The sequence below is a fragment of the Isoptericola sp. NPDC019571 genome, assembly GCF_044389385.1.
Lineage (GTDB): Bacteria > Actinomycetota > Actinomycetes > Actinomycetales > Cellulomonadaceae > Isoptericola > Isoptericola nanjingensis.
In genome coordinates this window covers 233,582-254,134 of record NZ_JBIRXZ010000003.1, presented here as the reverse complement: position 1 = coordinate 254,134, position 20,553 = coordinate 233,582, and the positions used below count along the sequence as shown (strand labels likewise).

At 75.7% G+C, this 20,553-nt stretch carries 20 protein-coding genes, 1 tRNA gene and 1 riboswitch; of the genes, 3 read left to right on the top strand and 18 right to left on the bottom strand.

The window, feature by feature from the left end; translation table 11 throughout:
• Window positions 1–63: 63 nt before the first annotated feature.
• The 16 genes from ACH443_RS06930 to ACH443_RS06855 all read right to left on the bottom strand — a co-directional run bounded on the left by ACH443_RS06930 (window position 64) and on the right by ACH443_RS06855 (window position 13,099).
• Entirely contained in the window at window positions 64–759 is a 696-nt protein-coding gene (locus tag ACH443_RS06930; RefSeq protein WP_430589864.1) for a CbiQ family ECF transporter T component, read from the bottom strand.
• Entirely contained in the window at window positions 756–2,237 is a 1,482-nt protein-coding gene (locus ACH443_RS06925; protein WP_430589863.1) for an ATP-binding cassette domain-containing protein, read from the bottom strand. Before ACH443_RS06925 ends, ACH443_RS06930 begins: the two co-directional genes overlap by 4 nt.
• Entirely contained in the window at window positions 2,212–2,850 is a 639-nt protein-coding gene (locus ACH443_RS06920; RefSeq protein ID WP_430589862.1) for an ECF transporter S component, read from the bottom strand. The genes ACH443_RS06925 and ACH443_RS06920 overlap by 26 nt, the downstream gene beginning before the upstream one ends.
• A riboswitch (TPP riboswitch) is annotated at window positions 2,844–2,955 on the bottom strand. Its footprint overlaps the gene before it by 7 nt.
• Window positions 2,956–3,098: 143 nt before the next feature.
• Window positions 3,099–3,171: transfer RNA gene (locus tag ACH443_RS06915), tRNA-Ala, on the bottom strand.
• A gap of 90 nt (window positions 3,172–3,261) precedes the next feature.
• Window positions 3,262–3,951 carry a histidine phosphatase family protein gene (locus ACH443_RS06910; RefSeq protein ID WP_430589861.1) on the bottom strand — a complete coding sequence of 230 codons (690 nt, stop codon included), beginning with the start codon at window positions 3,949–3,951 and terminating at the stop codon, window positions 3,262–3,264.
• Window positions 3,948–4,394, bottom strand: coding sequence for a ribosome silencing factor (rsfS, locus tag ACH443_RS06905; RefSeq protein ID WP_429764034.1), 447 nt, complete (start codon window positions 4,392–4,394; stop codon window positions 3,948–3,950). Before rsfS ends, ACH443_RS06910 begins: the two co-directional genes overlap by 4 nt.
• Window positions 4,391–5,476 carry a hypothetical protein gene (locus ACH443_RS06900; protein WP_430589860.1) on the bottom strand — a complete coding sequence of 362 codons (1,086 nt, stop codon included), beginning with the start codon at window positions 5,474–5,476 and terminating at the stop codon, window positions 4,391–4,393. The genes rsfS and ACH443_RS06900 overlap by 4 nt, the downstream gene beginning before the upstream one ends.
• On the bottom strand, window positions 5,469–6,041 hold the full coding sequence (gene nadD, locus ACH443_RS06895; protein WP_430590002.1) for a nicotinate-nucleotide adenylyltransferase: 573 nt from the start codon (window positions 6,039–6,041) through the stop codon (window positions 5,469–5,471). Before nadD ends, ACH443_RS06900 begins: the two co-directional genes overlap by 8 nt.
• A gap of 64 nt (window positions 6,042–6,105) precedes the next feature.
• A complete protein-coding gene (locus ACH443_RS06890) occupies window positions 6,106–6,258 on the bottom strand; it encodes a hypothetical protein (RefSeq protein WP_429764031.1) in 153 nt (50 codons plus the stop codon).
• Between the two features lie 51 nt (window positions 6,259–6,309).
• Window positions 6,310–7,638, bottom strand: coding sequence for a glutamate-5-semialdehyde dehydrogenase (locus tag ACH443_RS06885; RefSeq protein ID WP_429764030.1), 1,329 nt, complete (start codon window positions 7,636–7,638; stop codon window positions 6,310–6,312).
• Between the two features lie 43 nt (window positions 7,639–7,681).
• Window positions 7,682–9,166 (bottom strand): alpha/beta hydrolase family protein, encoded by a 1,485-nt coding sequence (locus tag ACH443_RS06880; protein WP_430589859.1) that lies wholly within the window; start codon window positions 9,164–9,166, stop codon window positions 7,682–7,684.
• A gap of 72 nt (window positions 9,167–9,238) precedes the next feature.
• Window positions 9,239–10,369, bottom strand: a complete 1,131-nt coding sequence (gene proB / locus ACH443_RS06875) for a glutamate 5-kinase (RefSeq protein ID WP_430589858.1) — start codon at window positions 10,367–10,369, stop codon at window positions 9,239–9,241.
• Between the two features lie 25 nt (window positions 10,370–10,394).
• Window positions 10,395–11,912 carry a GTPase ObgE gene (gene obgE / locus ACH443_RS06870; RefSeq protein WP_429764027.1) on the bottom strand — a complete coding sequence of 506 codons (1,518 nt, stop codon included), beginning with the start codon at window positions 11,910–11,912 and terminating at the stop codon, window positions 10,395–10,397.
• 92 nt (window positions 11,913–12,004) lie between these two features.
• A complete protein-coding gene (rpmA, locus tag ACH443_RS06865; protein ID WP_429764026.1) occupies window positions 12,005–12,262 on the bottom strand; it encodes a 50S ribosomal protein L27 in 258 nt (85 codons plus the stop codon).
• 84 nt (window positions 12,263–12,346) lie between these two features.
• On the bottom strand, window positions 12,347–12,655 hold the full coding sequence (rplU, locus tag ACH443_RS06860) for a 50S ribosomal protein L21 (RefSeq protein ID WP_429764291.1): 309 nt from the start codon (window positions 12,653–12,655) through the stop codon (window positions 12,347–12,349).
• Window positions 12,656–12,889: 234 nt separating this feature from the next.
• Window positions 12,890–13,099 (bottom strand): dodecin family protein, encoded by a 210-nt coding sequence (locus ACH443_RS06855; RefSeq protein WP_429732001.1) that lies wholly within the window; start codon window positions 13,097–13,099, stop codon window positions 12,890–12,892.
• Between the two features lie 126 nt (window positions 13,100–13,225).
• On the opposite strand from ACH443_RS06855, the gene ACH443_RS06850 reads away from it, so the two are divergent.
• The 3 genes from ACH443_RS06850 to ACH443_RS06840 all read left to right on the top strand — a co-directional run bounded on the left by ACH443_RS06850 (window position 13,226) and on the right by ACH443_RS06840 (window position 15,906).
• Window positions 13,226–13,843 carry a protein-L-isoaspartate O-methyltransferase gene (locus ACH443_RS06850; RefSeq protein ID WP_430589857.1) on the top strand — a complete coding sequence of 206 codons (618 nt, stop codon included), beginning with the start codon at window positions 13,226–13,228 and terminating at the stop codon, window positions 13,841–13,843.
• 34 nt (window positions 13,844–13,877) lie between these two features.
• Window positions 13,878–14,726, top strand: a complete 849-nt coding sequence (locus ACH443_RS06845) for an inositol monophosphatase family protein (RefSeq protein ID WP_430589856.1) — start codon at window positions 13,878–13,880, stop codon at window positions 14,724–14,726.
• A gap of 76 nt (window positions 14,727–14,802) precedes the next feature.
• Window positions 14,803–15,906, top strand: a complete 1,104-nt coding sequence (locus ACH443_RS06840; RefSeq protein WP_429764023.1) for a fatty acid desaturase family protein — start codon at window positions 14,803–14,805, stop codon at window positions 15,904–15,906.
• A 29-nt stretch (window positions 15,907–15,935) separates the two neighbouring features.
• Here ACH443_RS06840 and ACH443_RS06835 read toward each other — a convergent pair whose 3' ends face one another.
• Both ACH443_RS06835 and ACH443_RS06830 read right to left on the bottom strand, forming a co-directional pair.
• Window positions 15,936–16,514, bottom strand: coding sequence for a thymidine kinase (locus tag ACH443_RS06835; protein WP_429764022.1), 579 nt, complete (start codon window positions 16,512–16,514; stop codon window positions 15,936–15,938).
• A 122-nt stretch (window positions 16,515–16,636) separates the two neighbouring features.
• Window positions 16,637–20,152, bottom strand: a complete 3,516-nt coding sequence (locus ACH443_RS06830; protein ID WP_430589855.1) for an Rne/Rng family ribonuclease — start codon at window positions 20,150–20,152, stop codon at window positions 16,637–16,639.
• Window positions 20,153–20,553: the final 401 nt, after the last annotated feature.

The following is a 20,553-nucleotide window of genomic DNA, read 5'->3' as shown; positions in this document are numbered from 1 at the left end:
GGAGCACCTCCCGCTGCCCATTCTGCGCCCCACGGCTCCTGGGCGGCGCCTCCCGCGCGACCGCTACCCGACGAGGACGGCGAACGGCAACGCCGCGACGAGCGCGCCGCCGGCGAGCACGACGGTGTCGGTGCGTGTCCACGGCGCCGGCTCCGCCCAGGTGCGGTGGTGGGCGGAGGCGAAGCCGCGGGCGTCCATCGCGACGGCCATGGCGGCCGCGTCGCGCAGGGTGGCGGCCAGGACCGCGAACGTCACGGACGCCGCGTGTCGGGCCCGCGAGAGCGGACCCCGGCCGGGCCCGACGCCGCGCGACCGGCGGGCTCGCGACGCCTGCTCCCACACCGCACCGAGCCGCTCGAACCGCTGCAGCGCCGCGGCGACGCCGACGACGAAGCGCGCCGGCAGGCGCAGCCGCTGGCCGAGCTGGTCGGCCAGCCCGCTCGGGTCGACGAGCGGGGCGAGCGCCACGCCCGGCAGCGCGAGCACCGCGATGCGGGCCCCCGCGACGCCGGCCTCCACCGGGTCGCGGCCGCCGAGCAGCCAGGTGGACCACGCCACCGACGCGATGGCGACGACGACCGCGAGGTACCGGGCCGGCGACCCGGCCCCGCGCGGCAGGAGCAGCAGCCCGAACGCCAGGCAGGCGCCCAGCGCGGCGCCGGCGCTCGCGACGTCCCGGACGCCCAGGGAGGCGACCAGCCCGAGCAGCCCGAGCGCCACGAGCACGAGGGCGTTCACGCGCCCCAGCACACCGGTCATGCCGCCACCGCCTGTCGCTCGCGTGCCGGGCCGCCGAGCTGCACCTGGTGCCCGGCGAGGGCGACGAGGTGCGCGTCGTGGGTGCTGGCCGCGACCGTGGCGCCATGCCGGGCGGCGGCGGTGGCCCACCCCGCCACCGCCGCCCAGGTCCCCCGGTCCTGGCCGACGGTCGGCTCGTCCAGCAGCACGAGCCCCGGCCGGTGCGCGAGCGCGGCCGCCAGCGCGAGCCGCCGCTGCTCGCCGCCGGACAGCCGGAACGGGTGCGCGTCGGCGAGATGGTCCAGGCGCAGCAGCGCGAGCACCTCATCCACGTCCACCCGGACGCCGAGGCGTCGGCCGGTGAGCTCCACCTCGTCCCGCACGCGCAGGGCGAGCAGGCCGTGCTCCGGGTGCTGCGGCACCCAGCCGCACGACCGCGCGAGGTCTCGCGAGCGGGCCGTACGCCCCGGAGCTCCCCGCACCACGCCGGCGGTCGGCCGCAGGTGCCCCGCGAGGGTGGCGACGAGCGTGGACTTCCCCGCCCCCGAGGGCCCCGTGACGGCCGTGAGGAGCCCCGCAGGCAGCCGCGCGGCCACGCCGTCGAGCGCCCGCGTGGTGGTACGGCCGCGCAGGCCGCGCGTCGTCAGGTCGACCTCGAGGGAGTCGACCGAGACCTCCGGCCCGGCGTCGTCCGGCGCGACCAGCGCGGCCGGGACGGGCAGCGGATCGGGCGCCGCCACCCCGGGCAGCCAGACGCCGGCGCGCGTCAGGTCACCGCGCGGGCCGGCCGCGCCGTCGCTCAGCGCGGCGGGCGCGACGTCGTGCGTGACCCGGCCCGCCGGCCCGAGCACCACGACGCGGTCCAGGTGCTCGAGCCACGGCCCGACGTGGTGGTCGACCACCACGAGGGATGTGCCCGTGCCCTCCAGCGCGCCGACGACGGCGGCGCGGACCTCGGCCGCGGCGGCGGGGTCGAGCATCGCGGTCGGCTCGTCCAGGAGCAGCAGGCCCGGGGCGCTCGCCAGCGCCCCTGCGAGCGCGAGCCGCTGCAGCTCGCCGCCCGAGAGGGCCGACGTCGGCCTGTCGGGCGGGTACCGCAGCCCGACCCGGTCGAGAGCCTCCCGGGCCCGACGCCAGATCTCGTCCCGCGGCAGGCCGGAGTTCTCGGGGCCGAAGGCGGCGTCCCGGCCGATCCGGGCCGCGACGACCGCGGAGCCCGGGTTCTGCGGCACGAGCCCCACCCCGCCGTCCACGTGGACGGTGCCGGACAGGTCGCCGGGCAGCGGGTCCCCCAGGACCCCCGCGAGGGCGTGCAACACGGTCGACTTGCCCGCCCCGCTCGGCCCGACCAGGCCGATGCGCTCCCCCGCGCCGACGGTGAGGTCGAGGCCCTCGATCGTCGGGACCCGGCGCCCGGTGGGCCGCCAGCTCAGCCCCCGCACGCGCGCCCGGACGTCGTCGCGCGCCACGCCGTCAGGCCCGGGCGCGATCGGCGGCACGACCGACGCCGCGGTCGGCGAGGTCGCGCCCCGGCCCGAACGCGTCGAGCACGCCGGCCCGCGCGAGGGCGCGCACGAGCGCCGCGCCTCCCAGGCCCGCGAGCAGAGCGCCGGACAGCGCGAAGAGGCCCAGGTACGCCAGCCGGAAGCCCCACGCCCAGTCCGGGTAGTAGGCGAACCACTCGTAGACGGCGCCGCACGCGCCCGCCGCCGCACCCGCCAGGGCCGCGACGGCGGTGCCGAACCGGCGATAGAGGAACAGCGCGAGCACGAGCTCGGTGCCGAACCCCTGGACGACGCCGGAGACGATCGCCGAGAAGCCCCAGCCGGCGCCGAGCAGCGCCTCGACGCTCGCGGCGACGACCTCGGTGAGCAGCGCCGCGCCCGGGCGGCGGACGATGAGGCCGCCCAGCACGCCGCCGAGCAGCCAGCCGCCCCCGAGCAGCCCGGTGGCCGGCGGGAAGGCGACCGCCAGCCCGGCGGAGAGCAGGTGGTAGAGCTGGGTCCAGCCCCAGAAGACGACACCGACGGCCACGCCGAGCATGGCCACCGTGACGAGGTCGACGGTGCGGTACCGCGGGGACGCGCTGCGCAGAGAGATGGGCGCGGACATTCCAGGTAACTCCCTTCGCCGGTGCTAACCGGAGCAGGTTCCAAGGGTCTGCGGCTGTGCCCGCACTCTCAGCGCCCCTTCGACGGCGCTCCCCTGTCATGGGTGTCTTCAGATGTGACGGCCGACGACGCGGCCGCAGGTCCGACCCTAGGCGACGTCGGCGTCCGCGCAAGACCGTCCCGCACCGTGAAACCCCTGGTCACGCAAGAAGGCCCGGAACCATGGGGTTCCGGGCCTTTTCGTCGGGGTGGAGCTGAGGGGACTCGAACCCCTGACCCCCTGCATGCCATGCAGGTGCGCTACCAGCTGCGCCACAGCCCCGAGAACCGACTCTCGCGACCGCGGACGGCCAGGCGATTCGTCTGATTCGGTGTGTTCCTCCGGGCTTGCGCCCCTCGGAACGTCGATATCTTAGGCAGACTTCGGGCCAGGTTCCAAATTCCAGTCCGGTCCCGCCTGCCAGCGGTCCAGGGGGTACCCCGCGCCCACGTTGTGCGCCACGAGGCGCCATGCCGGCACGGCGCCCTCCCCGGCACGGTGCAGGTGCGACCAGTGCACGTTGTGCATGCCCGCCAGCCCGCGCCAGGTGGTCGGGTCGAGCCCGAGCAACGCCGTCACCGCCAGCGAGATGGCGGCCCCGTGCGACACGAGGACGAGCGTCGCGTCGTCGGCCAGGTCCGCGGCGTGCTCGGCCACGGCCTCGGCCATGCGCTGTGCGACCGCCGCCTTCGTCTCGGCCCCCGCCCCCACGGGCTCGGCACCGAGGCGCCAGGCTGCGTACTCCTCGGGCCAGCGCTCCTGCAGCTCGGCGCCCGTGAGGCCCTCCCAGGCGCCGAAGCCGCGCTCGCGCAGGCGCTCGTCCGTCACCAGGGGCTCCCCGCCGAGCGCGTCCGCGTACGCGGACGCCGTCTCGACGGCGCGGCCCAGGTCGGACGACACGATGCGTGTCGCGCGGTGCGACGACGCGAGCGCGGAGCCGCCCTCCACCGCCTGCCAGCGTCCGACCTCGTCGAGCGGGATGTCGATCTGCCCCTGCAGCCGCAGGGAGGCGTTGTAGGCGGTGCGGGCGTGCCGCAGCAGGACGACGGTGCCGGCCGTCACCGCTCGTCGCCCGCGAGACGGATCGCGCCGTCGCCCCCGCCGTCGCCGTACTCGGCGGCGGCCGCCGCGCCGTCGCCGCCGCGCGCGTCCTCCGGCAGCTCGACCGCCGGGCAGTCCTTCCACAGGCGCTCGAGCGCGTAGTACACGCGGTCCTCGGCGTGCTGCACGTGGACGACGACCTCGCCGAAGTCGAGCAGCACCCATCGCGCCTGCGCCTTGCCCTCGCGGCGGATCGGCTTGGACCCGGCGAGGAACATCGCCTCCTCGACGGCGTCCACGATGGCCGAGACCTGCCGCTCGTTCGTGCCCGAGGCGATGAGGAACACGTCGGTGAGCACCAGCTGGTCGCTCACGTCCAGCGCGATGATCTCCTGCGCCTTGCGGTCCGAGGCGGCCCGAGCGGCGACGATCGCCAGCTCGACGGCGCGGGGGCTGGCGGTCATGCAGCGGCTCCGGGGTGCTCGTACGGGAGGACGACGCTCGCGGGTGCGGCGCCGTCGGTCGTGAAGTCCTGGGCGCCGTTGTCGCCGAGCAGCAGCTTCCAGACCAGGAGCCCCAGCACGAACGCGACGACCACGAGGACGATGTAGTGCAGCCAGGTGTAGGACGCCTCGGGCTCGTCCCAGTCCTCGTCGTCGTCCTCGTCGTCCAGCGGCGCGGCCGAGCGCGCCCGGACGGGCTGCTCCGACGCGACCAGCGCGTCGAACGGGGACGCGGCAGGTCGCTCCGGCGCGGCCGCCGGCAGGGCGGCCCCCGCCGTGGGGCGCGACGGCGGCACGGACGCGGGCCGCTCCGTGGTCGGGCTGGCCCAGGGCAGCGGGGGCGCCGCCGACGTGGGTGCGGCGGTCGGCGCCGGGCTCGGGGCCGCCTGGGCGGGCGGCGCCGACGCCGGGGCCGACGTGGTGCCGAACGGCGAGGAGGTGCCCGTCGTCGCGAACGGGGAACGGCGGGCGGGGCCGTCGGGGCGCGGCGCCACCGTCGCCGGCGGGCTGGCCGCCGGGGCCGCTGGCGCGGCGCTCGACGGGGCGGCCACCGGCGGCAGCCCGTACCCGGTGGCGGAGCCCGCCGGGGCGGCGCCCTGGTCACGGCGGGTCGAGGGGCGCGCGGGCGGCGCGGCCGGGGCGCTGGACGGCGCCGCGGGGCGCACCGGGGGCGTCGGGGCGACGGCGCGGGACATCTCGCCGGTCGGTCGCTGGATCGGGGCCAGCCGACCGGTCTCGTCCAGCCCGCGCACCCCGGCGGAGGTGGACGGCGGCCGCACCATCGGCGCGGGCGCGGGGGCGGGCGCCGGGCTCTGCTCGCGGAGGGAACGGCGGGACGGCGCCCCGGCCGCCGGCGCGGAGAACCGCGGCGCCGGCGCCGGCCCGGCGGGCGGGGCGAACGGCGACCTCGCCGCGGCGGGCGCGCCGTGCTCGGGCCCGGACGGCGCCGGCGGAACGGCGCTCGCCTGCGCGGCGGCGGCCGCCTGCTCCCGCTCGCGGATCTCGCGGCGGGTCAGCGGGCGGGACGGGTTGTTGTCACTCATCGAGACCTCGATACAGACCGTGCTTGGCGATGTACTGGACCACGCCGTCCGGCACCAGGTACCACACCGGTTGGCCGGCCTGCGCCCTGCGACGGCAGTCGCTCGACGAGATCGCCAGCGCCGGGACCTCCAGCGTCGTGACCCCGTCGTGGGGCAGGCCGTCCACCATGAGCTGGTGCCCCGGCCGCGTGACAGCCACGAAGTGTGCCATCTCCCACAGGAGCGCGGCATCCTTCCAGGTCAGGATCTGCTCGATCGCGTCGGCGCCGCTGATGAAGAACAGGTCGGCGTCGGGGCGTTGCACGTGCAGGTCCCGCAGCGTGTCGACGGTGTAGGTGAGGCCCGGACGGTCGATGTCGACCCGGCTCACCGTGAACCGGGGGTTCGACGCCGTCGCGATCACCGTCATGAGGTAGCGGTGCTCGGCCGGGGACACCCGCTGGTGCTGCTTGAAGGTCGGCTTGCCTGTGGGCACGAAGACGACCTCGTCGAGGTCGAGCAGCGCCGCCGCCTCGCTGGCGGCGACCAGGTGCCCGTGGTGGATGGGGTCGAAGGTGCCGCCCATCACGCCCAGGCGCGGACGGCGCGGCTGCGACGACGGCTCGTTCACGCTGACCGGACGGGGGCCGTCAGTGGTGGCGGTTGGACACGTTGCGGAAGGCGTACGTCACCACGAGCGCGGCGACCAGGCCGCCGAACGCGAGCAGACCCATCGCGATCGGGGAGATGGTCTCGGCGTGCTCGGCGGCCTCCTGGGCCACCTGGACGGCGGTGTGCAGCACGGGTTCCTCCTGTGCGTGGTGTGCGGCGGGTTGCGGTCGGGGGTCAGTCTCTCACGCGGGCCGGACGTGCCCGTCGCCGTGTACGACCCACTTGGTGGTCGTGAGCTCGGCCAGGCCCATGGGCCCGCGCGCGTGCAGCTTCTGCGTGGAGATGCCGATCTCGGCGCCGAGGCCCAGCTCGCCGCCGTCGGTGAAGCGCGTCGAGGCGTTCACCATCACGGCGGCCGAGTCGACCTCGGCGACGAAGCGCTCGGAGGCGGCCAGGTCCCGGGTGAGGATCGCCTCCGTGTGCCCCGACGACCAGGTGCGGATGTGCTCGATCGCGTCGTCGAGCGAGTCGACGACGCGCACGGCGAGCTCCAGGGCGAGGTACTCGGTGGCCCAGTCGGCGTCGGTCGCGGGGAGCACCTCGACCGACTCGGGCGCCAGGGCGACCGTGCGCGCGTCGCCGTGCAGCACCACGCCCGCCCCGCCGAGCGCCGCGAGCGCCGCGGGGAGGAACGCCTCCGCGGCGTCCGCGTGCACCAGCAGCGTCTCCGCCGCGTTGCACACCCCGACCCGCTGCGTCTTGGCGTTCATGACGATCTCGACGGCGTTCGCGACGTCGGCCGTGGCGTCCACGTACACGTGCACGTTGCCGACCCCGGTCTCGATGACCGGCACGGTCGACGACTCGACGACCGTGCGGATGAGGTCGGCCCCGCCGCGCGGGACGAGCACGTCCACGAGCCCGCGGGCCTGCATGAGCGCGACGCCGCCCGGGCGCCCGTAGGCGTCGATGGTCTGCACGAGATCGGCGGGCAGGCCCTGGGCCTCCAGCGCACGACGCAGCACGTCGACGATCACCGCGTTGGACGACGCCGCCGCGCTGCCACCGCGCAGGATCACGGCGTTGCCGGACTTCAGCGCCAGGCCCGCGGCGTCGACCGTGACGTTCGGCCGCGCCTCGTAGATCATGCCGACCACGCCCATCGGCACGCGCAGCTGGCGCAGGCGCAGCCCGTTCGGCAGCGTCTGGCCGCGCACCACCTCGCCGACCGGGTCGGGCAGTCCGGCGAGCTCGCGCAGCGCGCCGGCGATGGCGCCGATCCGCGCCGGCGTGAGCGCCAGCCGGTCGAGCAGCCCGTCGCTCAGGCCGCGCTCCCGCCCGCGGGCGAGGTCGTCGGCGTTCGCCGTCACGATCTCGTCGGCCGCCGCCTCGAGCGCGTCGGCCAGCGCGTGCAGCGCGGCGTCCTTCGTGGCCCTGGTGGCGGTCGCGAGCGTCCGCGACGCGACCTGGGACCGCCGGGCGACGTCGCGGACGGCGGCCGCGACGTCGTCGCCGGCGCTGCCGGCACCCGCGCCGCCCGCCGCCAGGTCCTCCGTGAGGGTCGTGGTCATCCCCCGAGGGTACGACGGCGGCGCGCGCGGCGGCAGGCCCCTCTCACCAGGAGGGACGGGGCGCGGGCGGCGGCACGAAACGGGTGAACGCCGGGGCGTGGTCGAAGGTCTGCAGGGTGACGACCTCGAACGTGGCCCGGTAGTCCGGGCCCAGCGCGTCGGCCGCCCGGTTCAGCGTGCGGGGCGCGAGCGACGGCCAGCGGCCGGTGTCGATACGCCGCTCCAGCGTGCGCAGCGCCACGAGCTCCTCCCCCAGGCTCACGGACAGGTGCGCCCCCCGCTCGACGTACAGGCTGCGGAACCGTCCGGGGTCGCCCGCCTCGCGCACGCGGTGCGCGAACGAGCGCTCGGCCGACGGCGGTGCCCCGCCGTCACCCGTCGTGTGCAGCGTGAGGACGGGCGACGGCGTCGTCCCCTCCGGACGGTGCGCGACCATCGCCGCCCGCGCCTCCGGGTCGGCCTCGATCGGCTCCGCGCCCTCCAGCGCCGCCAGGTCGTCCCGCAGGTCGAGCCCGGCCTTCGCGTAGGCGGTCACGACCTCCGCCGCGGCGCCCGACCGCGCGAGGCGGGCGCGCAGGTGGTCCAGGTCGGTGCTGCTCGGGTTGCCGCCCGTCGTCGCCTCGAGGTCGACCCGGCCCGTGGGCCCGAGGCCCAGCGTGTAGGCGCCGATCAGCCACTGCGCTTGGCCGCGGGCCCGCTCCTCGAGCGTGGCGGGCCGCGGGTCGTTCATCCCGTACCAGCCCGTCACCGTGTTGAGGGACGCGATGAGCGAGATGCGGGCCCGCCCCTGGGGCGTCTCCTGGGCCTCGACGAGCGCCGCTACCAGGGCGTCGCGGCTCGCCCCCGGGTCGTCGGCGTGGACGAGCTCGATCGGGTTGCCGTGGGCGTCGGTGCCGTCGGTGAGCAGCACCTGCGTCGCGAGGTTCATGTCGAGGATCGCGTCGAGCTGGCCCACCCAGTCCAGGACGCCGCCCACGGTGAGCACGCCGTCGATCCGCTCGGGCTCGGTCTCCGCGTGCTTGACGGCGGTCACCGCGCCCATCGACTGCCCGTAGGTCACGGTGCGGTCCGGCTCGGCGACGTGCTCCTCGAACCAGTCGAGCAAGCGCGACTGGTCGGCCACCGCCGTGGGGACGGTGAAGTCCAGGCCGTCGCCCTGGAAGAGCGAGCCCGCGACGGCGTACCCGTGGTCGGTGAGCACGCCCTCGCTGAGCTCCTGGTTGCCCAGGATGTGGGGTGCGGGGAAGCCGCCGAAGAACTCCGACGGGTAGTGGCCGTGGCTGAACAGCACGAGCGTGCCGTTCCAGTCGTCCGGGACGAGCACGCGGTAGCGGGCGCCCGCCAGCTCGCCGCAGTGCTCGGACACCCCGGGCTCCGTGGGCCCGCACGCGGCGGCCGCGGCCGGCGCGGTGGTCGACGCGGACGCCGTCGGCGCGACGACGAGCGCGGCGGCGGTGAGGGTCGCGGCGAGGACGCCGCCGGCGACGGTGCGGGCAGGGGTCGGGGTGGCGTGGTGCGGACGGCGCATGCCGGCCTCCGGGGTTCGGTGGCGCGCTCCGTGCGCGCCCGTGCCCCTACCGACGCCCGGGCGCCGGCGAACTCATCGCCGGTGCTCGAGCACCAGGTCGTCGCGGTGAACGACCTCGCGGTCGTACCCCTCCCCGAGCTCGGCCCGCAGGTCGAACGTCGATCGCCCGAGCAGGCCGGGGAGCTCGCCCGAGTCGAACGCGACGAGCCCGCGCGCCACGATCGCGCCGTCGGGCGCGACCAGCTCCACCGGGTCGCCCGCCTCGAACGTGCCCTCGACGCGCGTGACGCCCGCCGGCAGCAGCGAGGCGCGCCCGCCGAGCACGGCCCGCGCCGCGCCGTCGTCGAGGTGGAGGCGGCCGTGGGCCTGGGCGGCGTGCGCGATCCACAGCCGCCGCGCCGACGTGCGCCGACCCGTCACGGCGAAGAACGTGCCGACGTCCTCGCCCGCCAGCGCGGCAGCGACGTTCCGCGCGCTGGTGAGCACGACCGGCACGCCGGCACCGGTCGCGATCCGGGCGGACTCCAGCTTGGTGACCATGCCGCCCGTGCCGACCGCGCTCCCCCGCGCGGTGACCTCGACCCCGGAGAGGTCCGCCAGGTCCGCCACGTGCGCGATGCGCCGGGCGCCGGGGCGCGACGGCGGCGCGTCGTGCAGGCCGTCGACGTCGGTGAGCAGCACCATGGCGTCGGCCCGCACGAGGTGCGAGACGAGGGCCGCGAGGCGGTCGTTGTCGCCGAAGGTGAGCTCGTCGGTGGTCACCGCGTCGTTCTCGTTGACGACCGGTACGACCCCGAGCGCGAGCAGGCGCTCCAGGGAGCGCTGCGCGTTGCGGTACCGGGACCGGCGCACCGTGTCCTCCGCGGTGAGCAGCACCTGCCCGATCTGCAGGCCGTGCGCCGCGAACGCCTCGGTGTACCGGGCCACCAGCTGCCCCTGGCCCAGCATGGCGGCGGCCTGCATGGTCGCGACGTCGCGGGGGCGTGCGCTCAGGCCGAGCGGCCCGATGCCGGCCGCGATCGCGCCGGAGGACACGAGGACGACCTGGGCGCCGCCCGCCACCCGCGCGGCCAGGACGTCGACGAGCGCCCGCAGCGCCGCCAGGTCCAGGTGCCCGTCCGGGCCGGTGAGCGACGACGAACCGATCTTGACGACGATCCGGTGTGCCGTGGGCAGGCTGGCGCGGGAGGTGGCGGCGTTCACCCGTGCATTCTCACCGGATCGGCGGTCAGGCGTCGTCGGGGTCCGTCCAGTGACCCGACTCGCGCTCGGTCCACAGCTCGCGACGCGCCTCCGTCTTGGCGTCCATGCGCTCGTGGTGCTCGCGGCGCTTCTCGCCGCGCGTCGGCCGCGCGCTCTCGTCGAGACGCAGGTCCGTGCCGCGCGCGCCCAGCAGCTCCGGGCCCGTGGTGAGCGTGGGCTCCCAGTCGAAGACGACGGCGTTGGTCGGGTCGCCGATGCGCACCTCGTCGCCCGCGACCGCGCCGGCCTTGAGGAGCTTGTCCTCGACGCCCAGCTTGGCGAGCCGGTCCGCGAGGAACCCGACGGCCTCGTCGTTGTTGAAGTCCGTCTGGCGAACCCAGCGCTCGGGCTTCGACCCCCGCACCTCGTAGTAGACGCCCTCGTGGTCCTTCTTCGCGGTGACCGTGAAGCCCGCCTCGTCGACGGCGCGCGGGCGCAGCACGACGCGCGTCGGCTCCGGCGCCGGGGCCGCAGCACGGGCGCGCTCCACGAGCTCGCCCAGCGCGAAGGTGAGCGGCCGCAGGCCCTCGTGGCTGGCGGTCGAGACCTCGAACACCCGCAGGCCGCGCGCCTCGAGGTCGGGGCGCACCAGCTCGGCGAGCTCGCGCGCCTCGGGCACGTCGATCTTGTTGAGCACGACGAGACGGGGGCGCTCCGTGAGCGGCACGCGGCCGCCCTCGATGCCCAGGTCGCCGGCGTACGCGGCCAGCTCCGCCTCGATGACGTCCAGGTCGCTGAGCGGGTCGCGGCCGGGCTCGAGGGTGGCGCAGTCGAGCACGTGCACCAGCACGGCGGTGCGCTCGACATGGCGCAGGAACTCCAGCCCGAGGCCCTTGCCCTCGCTGGCGCCGGGGATGAGGCCGGGGACGTCGGCCACGGTGTAGCGGGTGTCGCCCGCCTGCACGACGCCGAGGTTGGGGATGAGCGTCGTGAACGGGTAGTCCGCGATCTTGGGGCGCGCGGCGGAGATCGCCGCGACCAGCGAGGACTTGCCGGCGCTCGGGTACCCGACGAGGGCGACGTCGGCGATCGACTTGAGCTCGAGGACGACCTCGTGCTCCTCGCCGGGCTCACCGAGGAGGGCGAAGCCCGGGGCCTTGCGCTTCGGCGAGGCCAGGGCGCGGTTGCCCAGCCCGCCGCGCCCACCCTGCGCGACGACGTACTCCGCGCCCGCTCCCACCAGGTCGGCGAGCACGTTCCCGTCGCGGTCCTTGACGACGGTGCCGTCGGGCACGCCGAGCACGAGGTCGCCGCCGTTGGCGCCGTCGCGGTCGTCGCCCATGCCCTGCGTGCCGTTGGTCGCGCGGCGGTGCGGCGAGTGGTGGTACTCGAGCAGCGTCGTCGTCTGCGGGTCCACGACGAGCTTCACGGTGCCGCCGTCGCCGCCGTTGCCGCCGTCGGGCCCCGCCAGGGGCTTGAACTTCTCGCGGCGGATCGACGCGACGCCGTGGCCGCCGTCACCGCCCACGGCGTGCAGCACCACGCGATCGACGAAGCTGGCCATGGTCAGATCCTCTCAGGCAAAGCGACGAGGGGCGCACCGCGACGGTGCGCCCCTCGTCGTGGACTCGGGTGAGTCGAAGCGTTCGGTGAGGCTCAGACCTCGGCCGCGACGATGTCGATGACCTTGCGGCCACGACGCGTCCCGAAGGCCACCGAGCCGGCGGTCAGCGCGAACAGCGTGTCGTCGCCGCCACGGCCGACGTTCTCGCCGGGGTGGAAGTGGGTGCCGCGCTGGCGGACGATGATCTCGCCGGCCTTGACGACCTGCCCGCCGTAGCGCTTGACGCCGAGACGCTGCGCGTTCGAGTCACGACCGTTGCGCGAGGAGCTCGCGCCCTTCTTGTGTGCCATCTGTCAGTCCTGCTTTCTGCGAAGAACGAGGGGATCAGTGCCGCGGGCCGTGCTGCGGGGTGTCGCGCTCGGCCCGGCGGTGAGTCACTTAATGCCGGTGACCTTGAGGCGGGTCAGCGACTGACGGTGACCCTGGCGCTTGCGGTAACCGGTCTTGTTCTTGTACTTGAGGATCGTGATCTTGGGGCCCTTCTCGTCCCGCACGACCTCGGCGGTGACCTTGACCTTCGCCAGCTTGGCGGCGTCGGTGGTCACCTTCTCCCCGTCCACCAGAAGCAGAGCGGGCAGCTCCACCGTGTCACCGGTCTGGGCCTTGAGACGGTCCATGACGACGATGTCCCCGACGGACACCTTCTCCTGACGGCCACCGGCCTTGACGATCGCGTACACCACGTTGCTGCTCATCTCTCCTGGTCTGGGCATGCCGCACGACGTTCTTCACCGACTTGGTCTGCAACTCGGCCCGCCGCGGCGGTCGAGTGCGGTGCGTCGTGAGCACACGGGACTGGCACACCGAAGGCGCGCCGACGTCCAAGACTACGTCACGGTGCCGATCGGTTCAAACGTCCTCCACCGTCGGCGGCCGTGACGTGCCCCACCTCGCGGGCCGGCTCGAGCGGGCGCCGGTCAGCCCTCGAGCACGAACGTCACCTGCAGGTCCACCTGCCACGCGACGATGGCGCCGTCCGACACCTCCACCTTCTGCTCCTTGACCCAGGCGCCGGTGATGTGGCGGACCGTCTGTCCGGCACGCTCGAGGCCGACGCGGATCGCGTCCTCGAAGCTCGTGTCCGACCGGGCCGTGATCTCCGTGACGCGCGCGACCGTGCCTGCCATGTCGTCCTCCGATCTCGGGCGGGCCGGCGTCCGTCGCCGGCCGTCCCTCCGATCGTCGACCCGGCCGGGCCCGCTCGCCCGGCGTCCCGCCCGGTGTTCGGACCGCTCCGGGGCGACGATGGAGGGATGACCGGGCGGACGGGACGACCGGCCCTGCCGACGGGGTCCGGGGGCGTCGACGACGCGGTGACGGCCGCGCTGCGCGACGTCGACCGGCGGGGCTTCCTGCCTCGCGCCGGCGCCCGCTGGGCCGAGGCGGACAGCCCCGTCGAGATCGGGCACGGCCAGACGTGCTCGCAGCCGTCGACCGTCGCGGCGATGCTCCGGCTCCTCGAGGTGCCGGTGGGCGCGGACGTGCTCGACGTCGGGTCCGGCTCCGGCTGGACGACGGCGCTGCTCGCCCGCCTCGTCGGGCCCACCGGGTCGGTGCTGGGCCTCGAGCGGCACGCGGACCTCGCCGTCTGGGGCGCGGCCAACGTGCGTCGCGCCGGCATGCCCTGGGCCCGGGTGGCCCGGGCCGTCCCCGGCCGCCTGGGCGCCCCGCGCGTCGGCGGGTGGGAGCGGGTGCTGGTGTCCGCCGCGCCCACCCGGCTGCCCCCGGAGCTGGTCGACCAGGTCGCCCCCGGCGGCCGGATGGTGATCCCCGTGCGGCACGTGATGGTGCTCGTGACCCGCGACGAGCACGGAGAGGTCCGCACCTCCGAGCACGGGACGTACTCGTTCGTCCCGCTCGTGGAGGATTGAGCGTCCCCGGGACCGGCGTGCCAGGATGCCGGTCGTGACAGCCGCGCCCCGACGCTCTCCCGGCGTCTCATCGAGCGACGTCGAGGTGGCGGTCTCCGCCGCCCTGGCCGGTGCGGCGGTGGTCGCCGCCGCCTTCCGGCGCCCCGTGACGCGCCACGCGAAGGTCGGGCTGGACTTCGCCACCGACACGGACGTCGCCGCCGAGCGGGCGGTCCGCGACGTCCTCGCCGCGGCCCGGCCGGGCGACGCCGTCGTCGGCGAGGAGCTCGGCGCTTCGGGCGGCGACAGCGCCCGGCGGTGGTACGTCGACCCGCTGTGCGGCACGCTCAACTTCGCCGCCGGAGTCCCGTCGTTCGGCGTCAACGTCGCCCTCGCGGAGTGTCGTGACGGCGTCGAGCGCGTGCTGGCGGCGGCCGTCGCCGACCCGCTCACCGGCGAGGTGGTGTGGACCGACGGCGTCCGCACCCGCGTGCGGAGCGCGGCGGGCTCCCCCGACGTCGACGCCTCCCCCACTCCCGTGACCCGCCTCCTCAACGTGGACGTCGACAACGGCCGCGGGGCGCCTGCGCTCGTCGCCGACGCCGGGCTGCGCGAGACCTGGGCGGTCCGGGTCGCGTCCAGCTCGCTCGCGCTCGCCTGGGTGGCCGCGGGCCGGCACGCCGCCTACGTGACCGGGGCCGACGTCGACGGCAGCGTCCACTTCCTGCCCGGCGTCGCCGTGTGCGAGGCGGCCGGGTGCGTCGTCACCGACCTCGACGGCGGGCCCGTGCACGGCGGGCGAGGGATCCTCGCGGCCGCGGACGCCGCCACGGCGCGCGAGGTGCTCGACCGGCTCCGCGCTCTGGGGGGACAACCCCCTTGTCCCGAACCTACGGCCCCGTAGGCTCGGGACATCCGCGCGACCGAGCGACCGCTCACACCTCGGCTGGGAAGTCGACCCCGACCCCTGCGAGGCACGCATGCCCCCAGTCGTCCCGGCCGTCCTCGACAGCTCCGCCGCTCCGCGCGGCGGCGCCGCGGCGAAGTTCACCAGCACCTACGGCGCACTGTCCCGGGAGGTCCGCGACGCCGGGCTGCTGCGCCGGGCGTACGGCTACTACCTCGTCAACGGGGTTGTCCTCGTCCTGGCGCTCGGTGGCGTGGCGACCGGGTTCGTCCTCCTGGGCGACTCGTGGTTCCAGCTCCTGATCGCGGCCGCGCTGGGCGTCGTGCTCACACAGCTGGCGTTCCTCACGCACGAGACGGCGCACCGGCAGGTCTTCGCGTCCGGGCCCCTCAACGACCGCGTCGGACGCATCCTGGCGAACGCCGTGGTCGGCATCAGCTACTCGTGGTGGATGACGAAGCACACCCGCCACCACGCCAACCCCAACCAGGTGGGCAAGGACCCCGACGTCGCGCCGGGCGTCATCTCCTTCACCGAGGAGGCGGCCTCGGACCACCACGGGTTCCTGGGCGCGATCACCCGGCGGCAGGGCTGGCTCTTCTTCCCGCTGCTCACCCTCGAGGGGATCAACCTGCACGTGACCGCCGTGCGGTCGCTGCTGACCGGCACGCCGGAGGACCGGGCCTCGCGGCAGCGCGAGCTCGTGACGATCCTGGTGCGCCTGACCCTGTACGTCGCCGTCGTGCTCTGGTGGCTGCCCCTCGGCCTCGGGTTCGCGTTCCTCGGCGTGCAGCTCGCCGTGTTCGGCGTCTACATGGGCGCGACGTTCGCGCCCAACCACAAGGGCATGACCATGATCCCCGAGGGCAGCCGGATCGACTTCCTCTCCAAGCAGGTGCTCACCTCCCGCAACGTGCGCGGCGGCGCCTGGATGAGCATCCTCATGGGCGGCCTCAACCTCCAGGTCGAGCACCACCTGTTCCCGAGCATGCCCCGGCCGCACCTGGCGCGGGCACGCCTCCTCGTCCGTGCGCACTGCGCACGGCTCGGGCTGCCCTACACCGAGACCTCGCTGCTGCGCTCGTACGCGATCGTCGTGCGCTACCTCAACGAGGTCGGGCTCGCCGCCCGCGACCCGTTCGACTGCCCGATGCGGCAGCGGCTCGGGCGCCGCTGAACGTCCCGCGACGCGCCGCCGCTCCTGCGTCAGCCCGCGCGGTGCTGCCGGCAGCGCGCCTCGTACGACTCGGACCCGCCCACGTGGCCCGACGTCGGGGCCAGGGCGTCGTCGTCCGCCGGCGTCGCCTCGAGCCGGACGTGGAACGCCGCGTCACGGCCGCAGACCGCGCACACCGCGGTGAGCTTCGTGACCGACTCGGCGACCGCCATCAGCTCGGGCAGCGGCGCGAACGCGCGGCCGTCGAACGTCACGGACAGCCCGGCGACCACGACCACGAGCCCTGCGTCGGCCAGTGCCGTGACGACGTCCACGAGGTCGGGACCGAAGAACTGCGCCTCGTCGACGGCCACCAGCTCCGTGCCCTCCGCGACGAGGCCCGGGATCTCCTCGGCGTCCCGCACGCTGCGCGACGGCATCTCCAGCCCGGAGTGGGACGCCACCCGGCCGGGCCCGCTGCGCGTGTCGAGCGAGTGCGCGACGACGAGCACCCCGCGGCGCGCCACCTGCGCCCGGTGCACGCGGCGCACCAGCTCCTCCGTCTTGCCGGCGAACATCGGGCCGGCGATCACCTCGAGCCGCCCACCGCTGCGGTCGTCCCCCGTCATGGCCCGAGCATGACATGCCCCGACGACGCGGCGGGGCCCGACGACAGAGCCCGGGGGCGATGTCATGGACATCACCCCCGGGCCCGTCGCCTCGACCTCGCGCTCAGGTCACTCGGTGCCGGTCACTCGGTGCCGGTCACTCCCGAGGCCGCAGTCTCCCCAGCACCCGACTGAGCAGGCTTCGGGGCTCCGGCTCCTTTGCGCGCGCGGCGCGGAGCCTTCTTCGCGGGCTTCGTGGCCGTCTCGGCCGCCGTCCCGGGCTCGGGCTCCGGCTTCCGCTCGGGCAGCTCGATGAGCGTCTCCGGCGCGACGGGCGTCACGGCCGAGGGCTCCACCGGCTCCGGCAGGGCCAGAGGCGCCGGGGCGGCCGGAGCCTCCGCGGCGCGCGCGTCCGCCGCCGGGGCGGCAGCCTGCGCACGGTCCTTCGCGCCGTCGCCGGCACCGTCCTTGGCGTCGTGCTCGTGCTCGTGGGCGTGCGCCGCCGCGGCCGCGATCGTGGCGAGCGTGGCCTTGACGGCCTCGCGCGCCTCCGAGCGGTCCTCGGGCAGGGTCGGCACCTCGGCCGCGGGCGCCGGGGCGGTCTCGGCCTGCTTGCCGCCGCGCTTGCGGCGCGACCGCTTCGACCCCTCGCCCTGGTCGCCGTCGTGGTGCTGGTGGGCGCCGTTCCTCTCGATCGGCTCGCTGTGCACGATGAACCCGCGGCCCTTGCAGTGCTCGCAGGTCTCGGAGAACGCCTCGACCAGGCCCTGGCCCACGCGCTTGCGCGTCATCTGGACGAGGCCGAGCGAGGTGACCTCGGCCACCTGGTGCTTGGTCCGGTCGCGGCCCAGGCACTCCACGAGGCGGCGCAGCACCAGGTCGCGGTTCGACTCGAGCACCATGTCGATGAAGTCGATGACGACGATGCCGCCGATGTCGCGCAGCCGCAGCTGGCGCACGATCTCCTCGGCCGCCTCGAGGTTGTTCCGCGTGACGGTCTCCTCGAGCGTGCCGCCCGCGCCGGTGAACTTGCCGGTGTTGACGTCGATGACCGTCATGGCCTCGGTGCGGTCGATGACCAGCGACCCGCCCGACGGCAGCCAGACCTTGCGGTCCATGCCCTTGGCCAGCTGCTCGTCCACGCGGTGCACGGCGAACACGTCCGTGTTCTCCGTCCACTTCGTCACGCGGTCGCGCAGGTCGGGGGCGAGCTCCTCGACGTACTGCGCGATCTCGTCCCACGCGCCCTGGCCCTCGATCTGCAGCGACGAGAAGTCGTCGTTGAAGATGTCGCGCACGACGCGGATCGCGAGGTCCGGCTCGCCCTGCAGCAGCGCCGGGGCGCTGGCGGACGACGACTTCTTCTGGATCGAGGCCCACTGCGACTCGAGGCGCTCGACGTCGGCGCGCAGCTCGGCCTCGCTCGCCCCCTCGGCGGCGGTCCGCACGATGACGCCCGCGCCCTCCGGCACGACGTCGCGCAGGATCTTCTTGAGCCGGCTGCGCTCCGTGTCGGGGAGCTTGCGGCTGATGCCGGTCATGCCCCCGCCCGGCACGAACACCAGGTAGCGACCGGCGAGCGTGACCTGCGAGGTCAGTCGGGCGCCCTTGTGCCCGATCGGGTCCTTGGTGACCTGCACGAGCACGGAGTCGCCCGACTTCAGGGCTTCCTCGATGCGGCGCGGCTGGCCCTCGAGCCCTGCGGCGTCCCAGTTCACCTCGCCGGCGTAGAGGACCGCGTTGCGCCCCTTGCCGACGTCGACGAACGCGGCCTCCATGCTCGGCAGCACGTTCTGCACGCGGCCGAGGTAGACGTTGCCCACCATCGACGCCTGCGACTGCTGCGAGACGTAGTGCTCCACGAGCACGCCGTCCTCGAGCACGGCGATCTGCGTGCGGCCGTCGCGCTCGCGCACGACCATCGACCGGTTCACGGACTCGCGGCGCGCGAGGAACTCGGCCTCGGTGATGATCTGGCGGCGGCGCCCGGCGTCGCGGCCCTCGCGGCGGCGCTGACGCTTCGCCTCGAGTCGCGTCGAGCCCTTGAGGGCCGTGACCTCGTCGCGGTCGCGGGTGCGCGCCACGGCGGCCTCGGCCCGCTCCTGGCGGGTGCCGCGCCGACGACGGCGACGGCGACGGCTCGAGGCGGAGTCGCCGCCGTCGTCCTCGCCCTGCTCGTCGCCCTGCTCACCGGCGTGGTCCTCGCCGCGGTCGTCGCCCTGCTCGTCGGCGTCCGCCTCGGCGGGGCGCTCGTCCTCGCGGGCACCCTCGTCGGAGTCCTCGTCGAGGTCGCCGTCGGAGCCGGCCTCACCCTCGGGGCGGCGACCGCCGCGACGGCCACGCCCACCCCGGCGACGGCGCCGGCGCGGACGGATCTCGTCGTCCTCGCCCTCCTCGTCGCTCAGGTCCTCCGGGCCCAGGTCGACGAGCTCGACGCCCTCGGCCACGAGCTCGGACTCGATCGCGCCGACCTCCTCGACCGCGGCGGCCTCGTCCTCGCTGAGCTCGACGTCGGCGACCGCGGGCGCCTCGACCGGCGACTCGACAGGCTCCACGACCGGCGCCGCGTCGGCGGCGGGCTCCTCGACGGGGGCCTCCGGAGCCGACTGCTCGGCGGGGTCCGCGACCTTCGCCGCACGGGTGCCGCGCGTGGCACGGCGCGAGCGGGTCCGCGTCGGCTCGCCCTTCGACGCCTCGACGGCGGAAGCCTTCTCGGGCGCGCTCGTCGCCGCCTCGGGCTCGGTCGCGGTCGCCGTCTCCTCGGCCGGGGCGTCGTGCGGGCGCGGCGGGCCGGCGGGAGCCTGGGCGCGGCGGGACCGGCGCGCGGTCGACAGGTCGGGGGCCTGGAACAGCACGGCGGTCGTCGCGAGCCGCGGGGTGGCCGACCCGCCGCCCCTCGCGGCCGGCGACCGCGGTGCGGCCTGCTCGGCGGACGCCTCCGCGGCGCTCTCGGCCGGCTTCGCCGAGGCCTTCTCGGTGGCCTTCTCGGCGGTCTTCTCGGCGGTCTTCTTCGCGGCCTTCTCGGTGTCCTTCTCGGTGGACTTCTCCCCGGCCGAGGCCTTGCGCGTGGCGGTCTTCCGGGTCGTCTTCTTCGCCGGAGCCTTCGTCGCGGGGGCGGGCCCGGCGGCCTCGGCCTGCGCGACCTCCTCGGCCGTCTCGGCGGGAGCCTCCGCCTTCGGCGCGGCGGTCCGACGGGCACGGGTCCGGGCGGTGCCCGACGCGCCACGCCCCGTGGCGGGTGCAGCCTCGGCCTCGGCGGCGGGGGCGTCGCCGGCCGGCTCCGCCTCGACGGGCTTCGCGGCAGGCTCGGCCGCGGGCTCCGCGGCGGGCTCCGCGGCGGGCTGCGCGCCGGTGGCGCGGGTGGCGCGGCGCCGCGTGCGTGCCGGCTTCTCGGCCGCGGCGTCGGCCGCGCGGCCGGCGGGGCCCTCCGGCAGGACGATGTCGGCGAGGGACGCGCTGGCCCCGGCGGACGCGTCGGCCTGGGCGTCGGCGCGCTCCGGCAGCACGAGGTCGGAGAGAGACGACGGCGGCGCCACGTCGGGCGTGGCGGCGGGGGCGGCGGCCTGCTCGGCCTGCGGGCCCGTCGGGGCGGCAGCGGGCCGGGTGGCGCGACGACGGGCGGGCTTGCGGGCGGCGTCGGTCGGGTTGTCGGACGTCACGGAAGGCGCTCCAGCTCCGGCGGCCCCGCCCCCACACGTGCGGGCCACCGGTGGTCGTCGTCGGACAGGCGCGCTGCTCGGCGCGCCGGCCGACGGAAGTCTCGGTTCCGGCTGCGGCACCGCGCTCTTCGCGGACGCGCCGCCGGGCCTCGTGCCTGGCGGCGGCATCGCGTGCGGATCGCGAGTGCTGCGAGCTCGTGGGCCGCCCCGGGATGTGGGCCAGGACGGCTTCGGACCAGTATCGCATCCTGAGCGCCCCACCGCGTGACCCACCGCCGCACGGCGCGGTCGGACACCGAGCAGGCGCCGCGCCGGCTTGACTTGTGAAGACCTTCACTACTTAGATCGTGAAAGTCTTCACGAACCCCGTCCCGTGACGACGACAGCACTGGTCGTGCGCC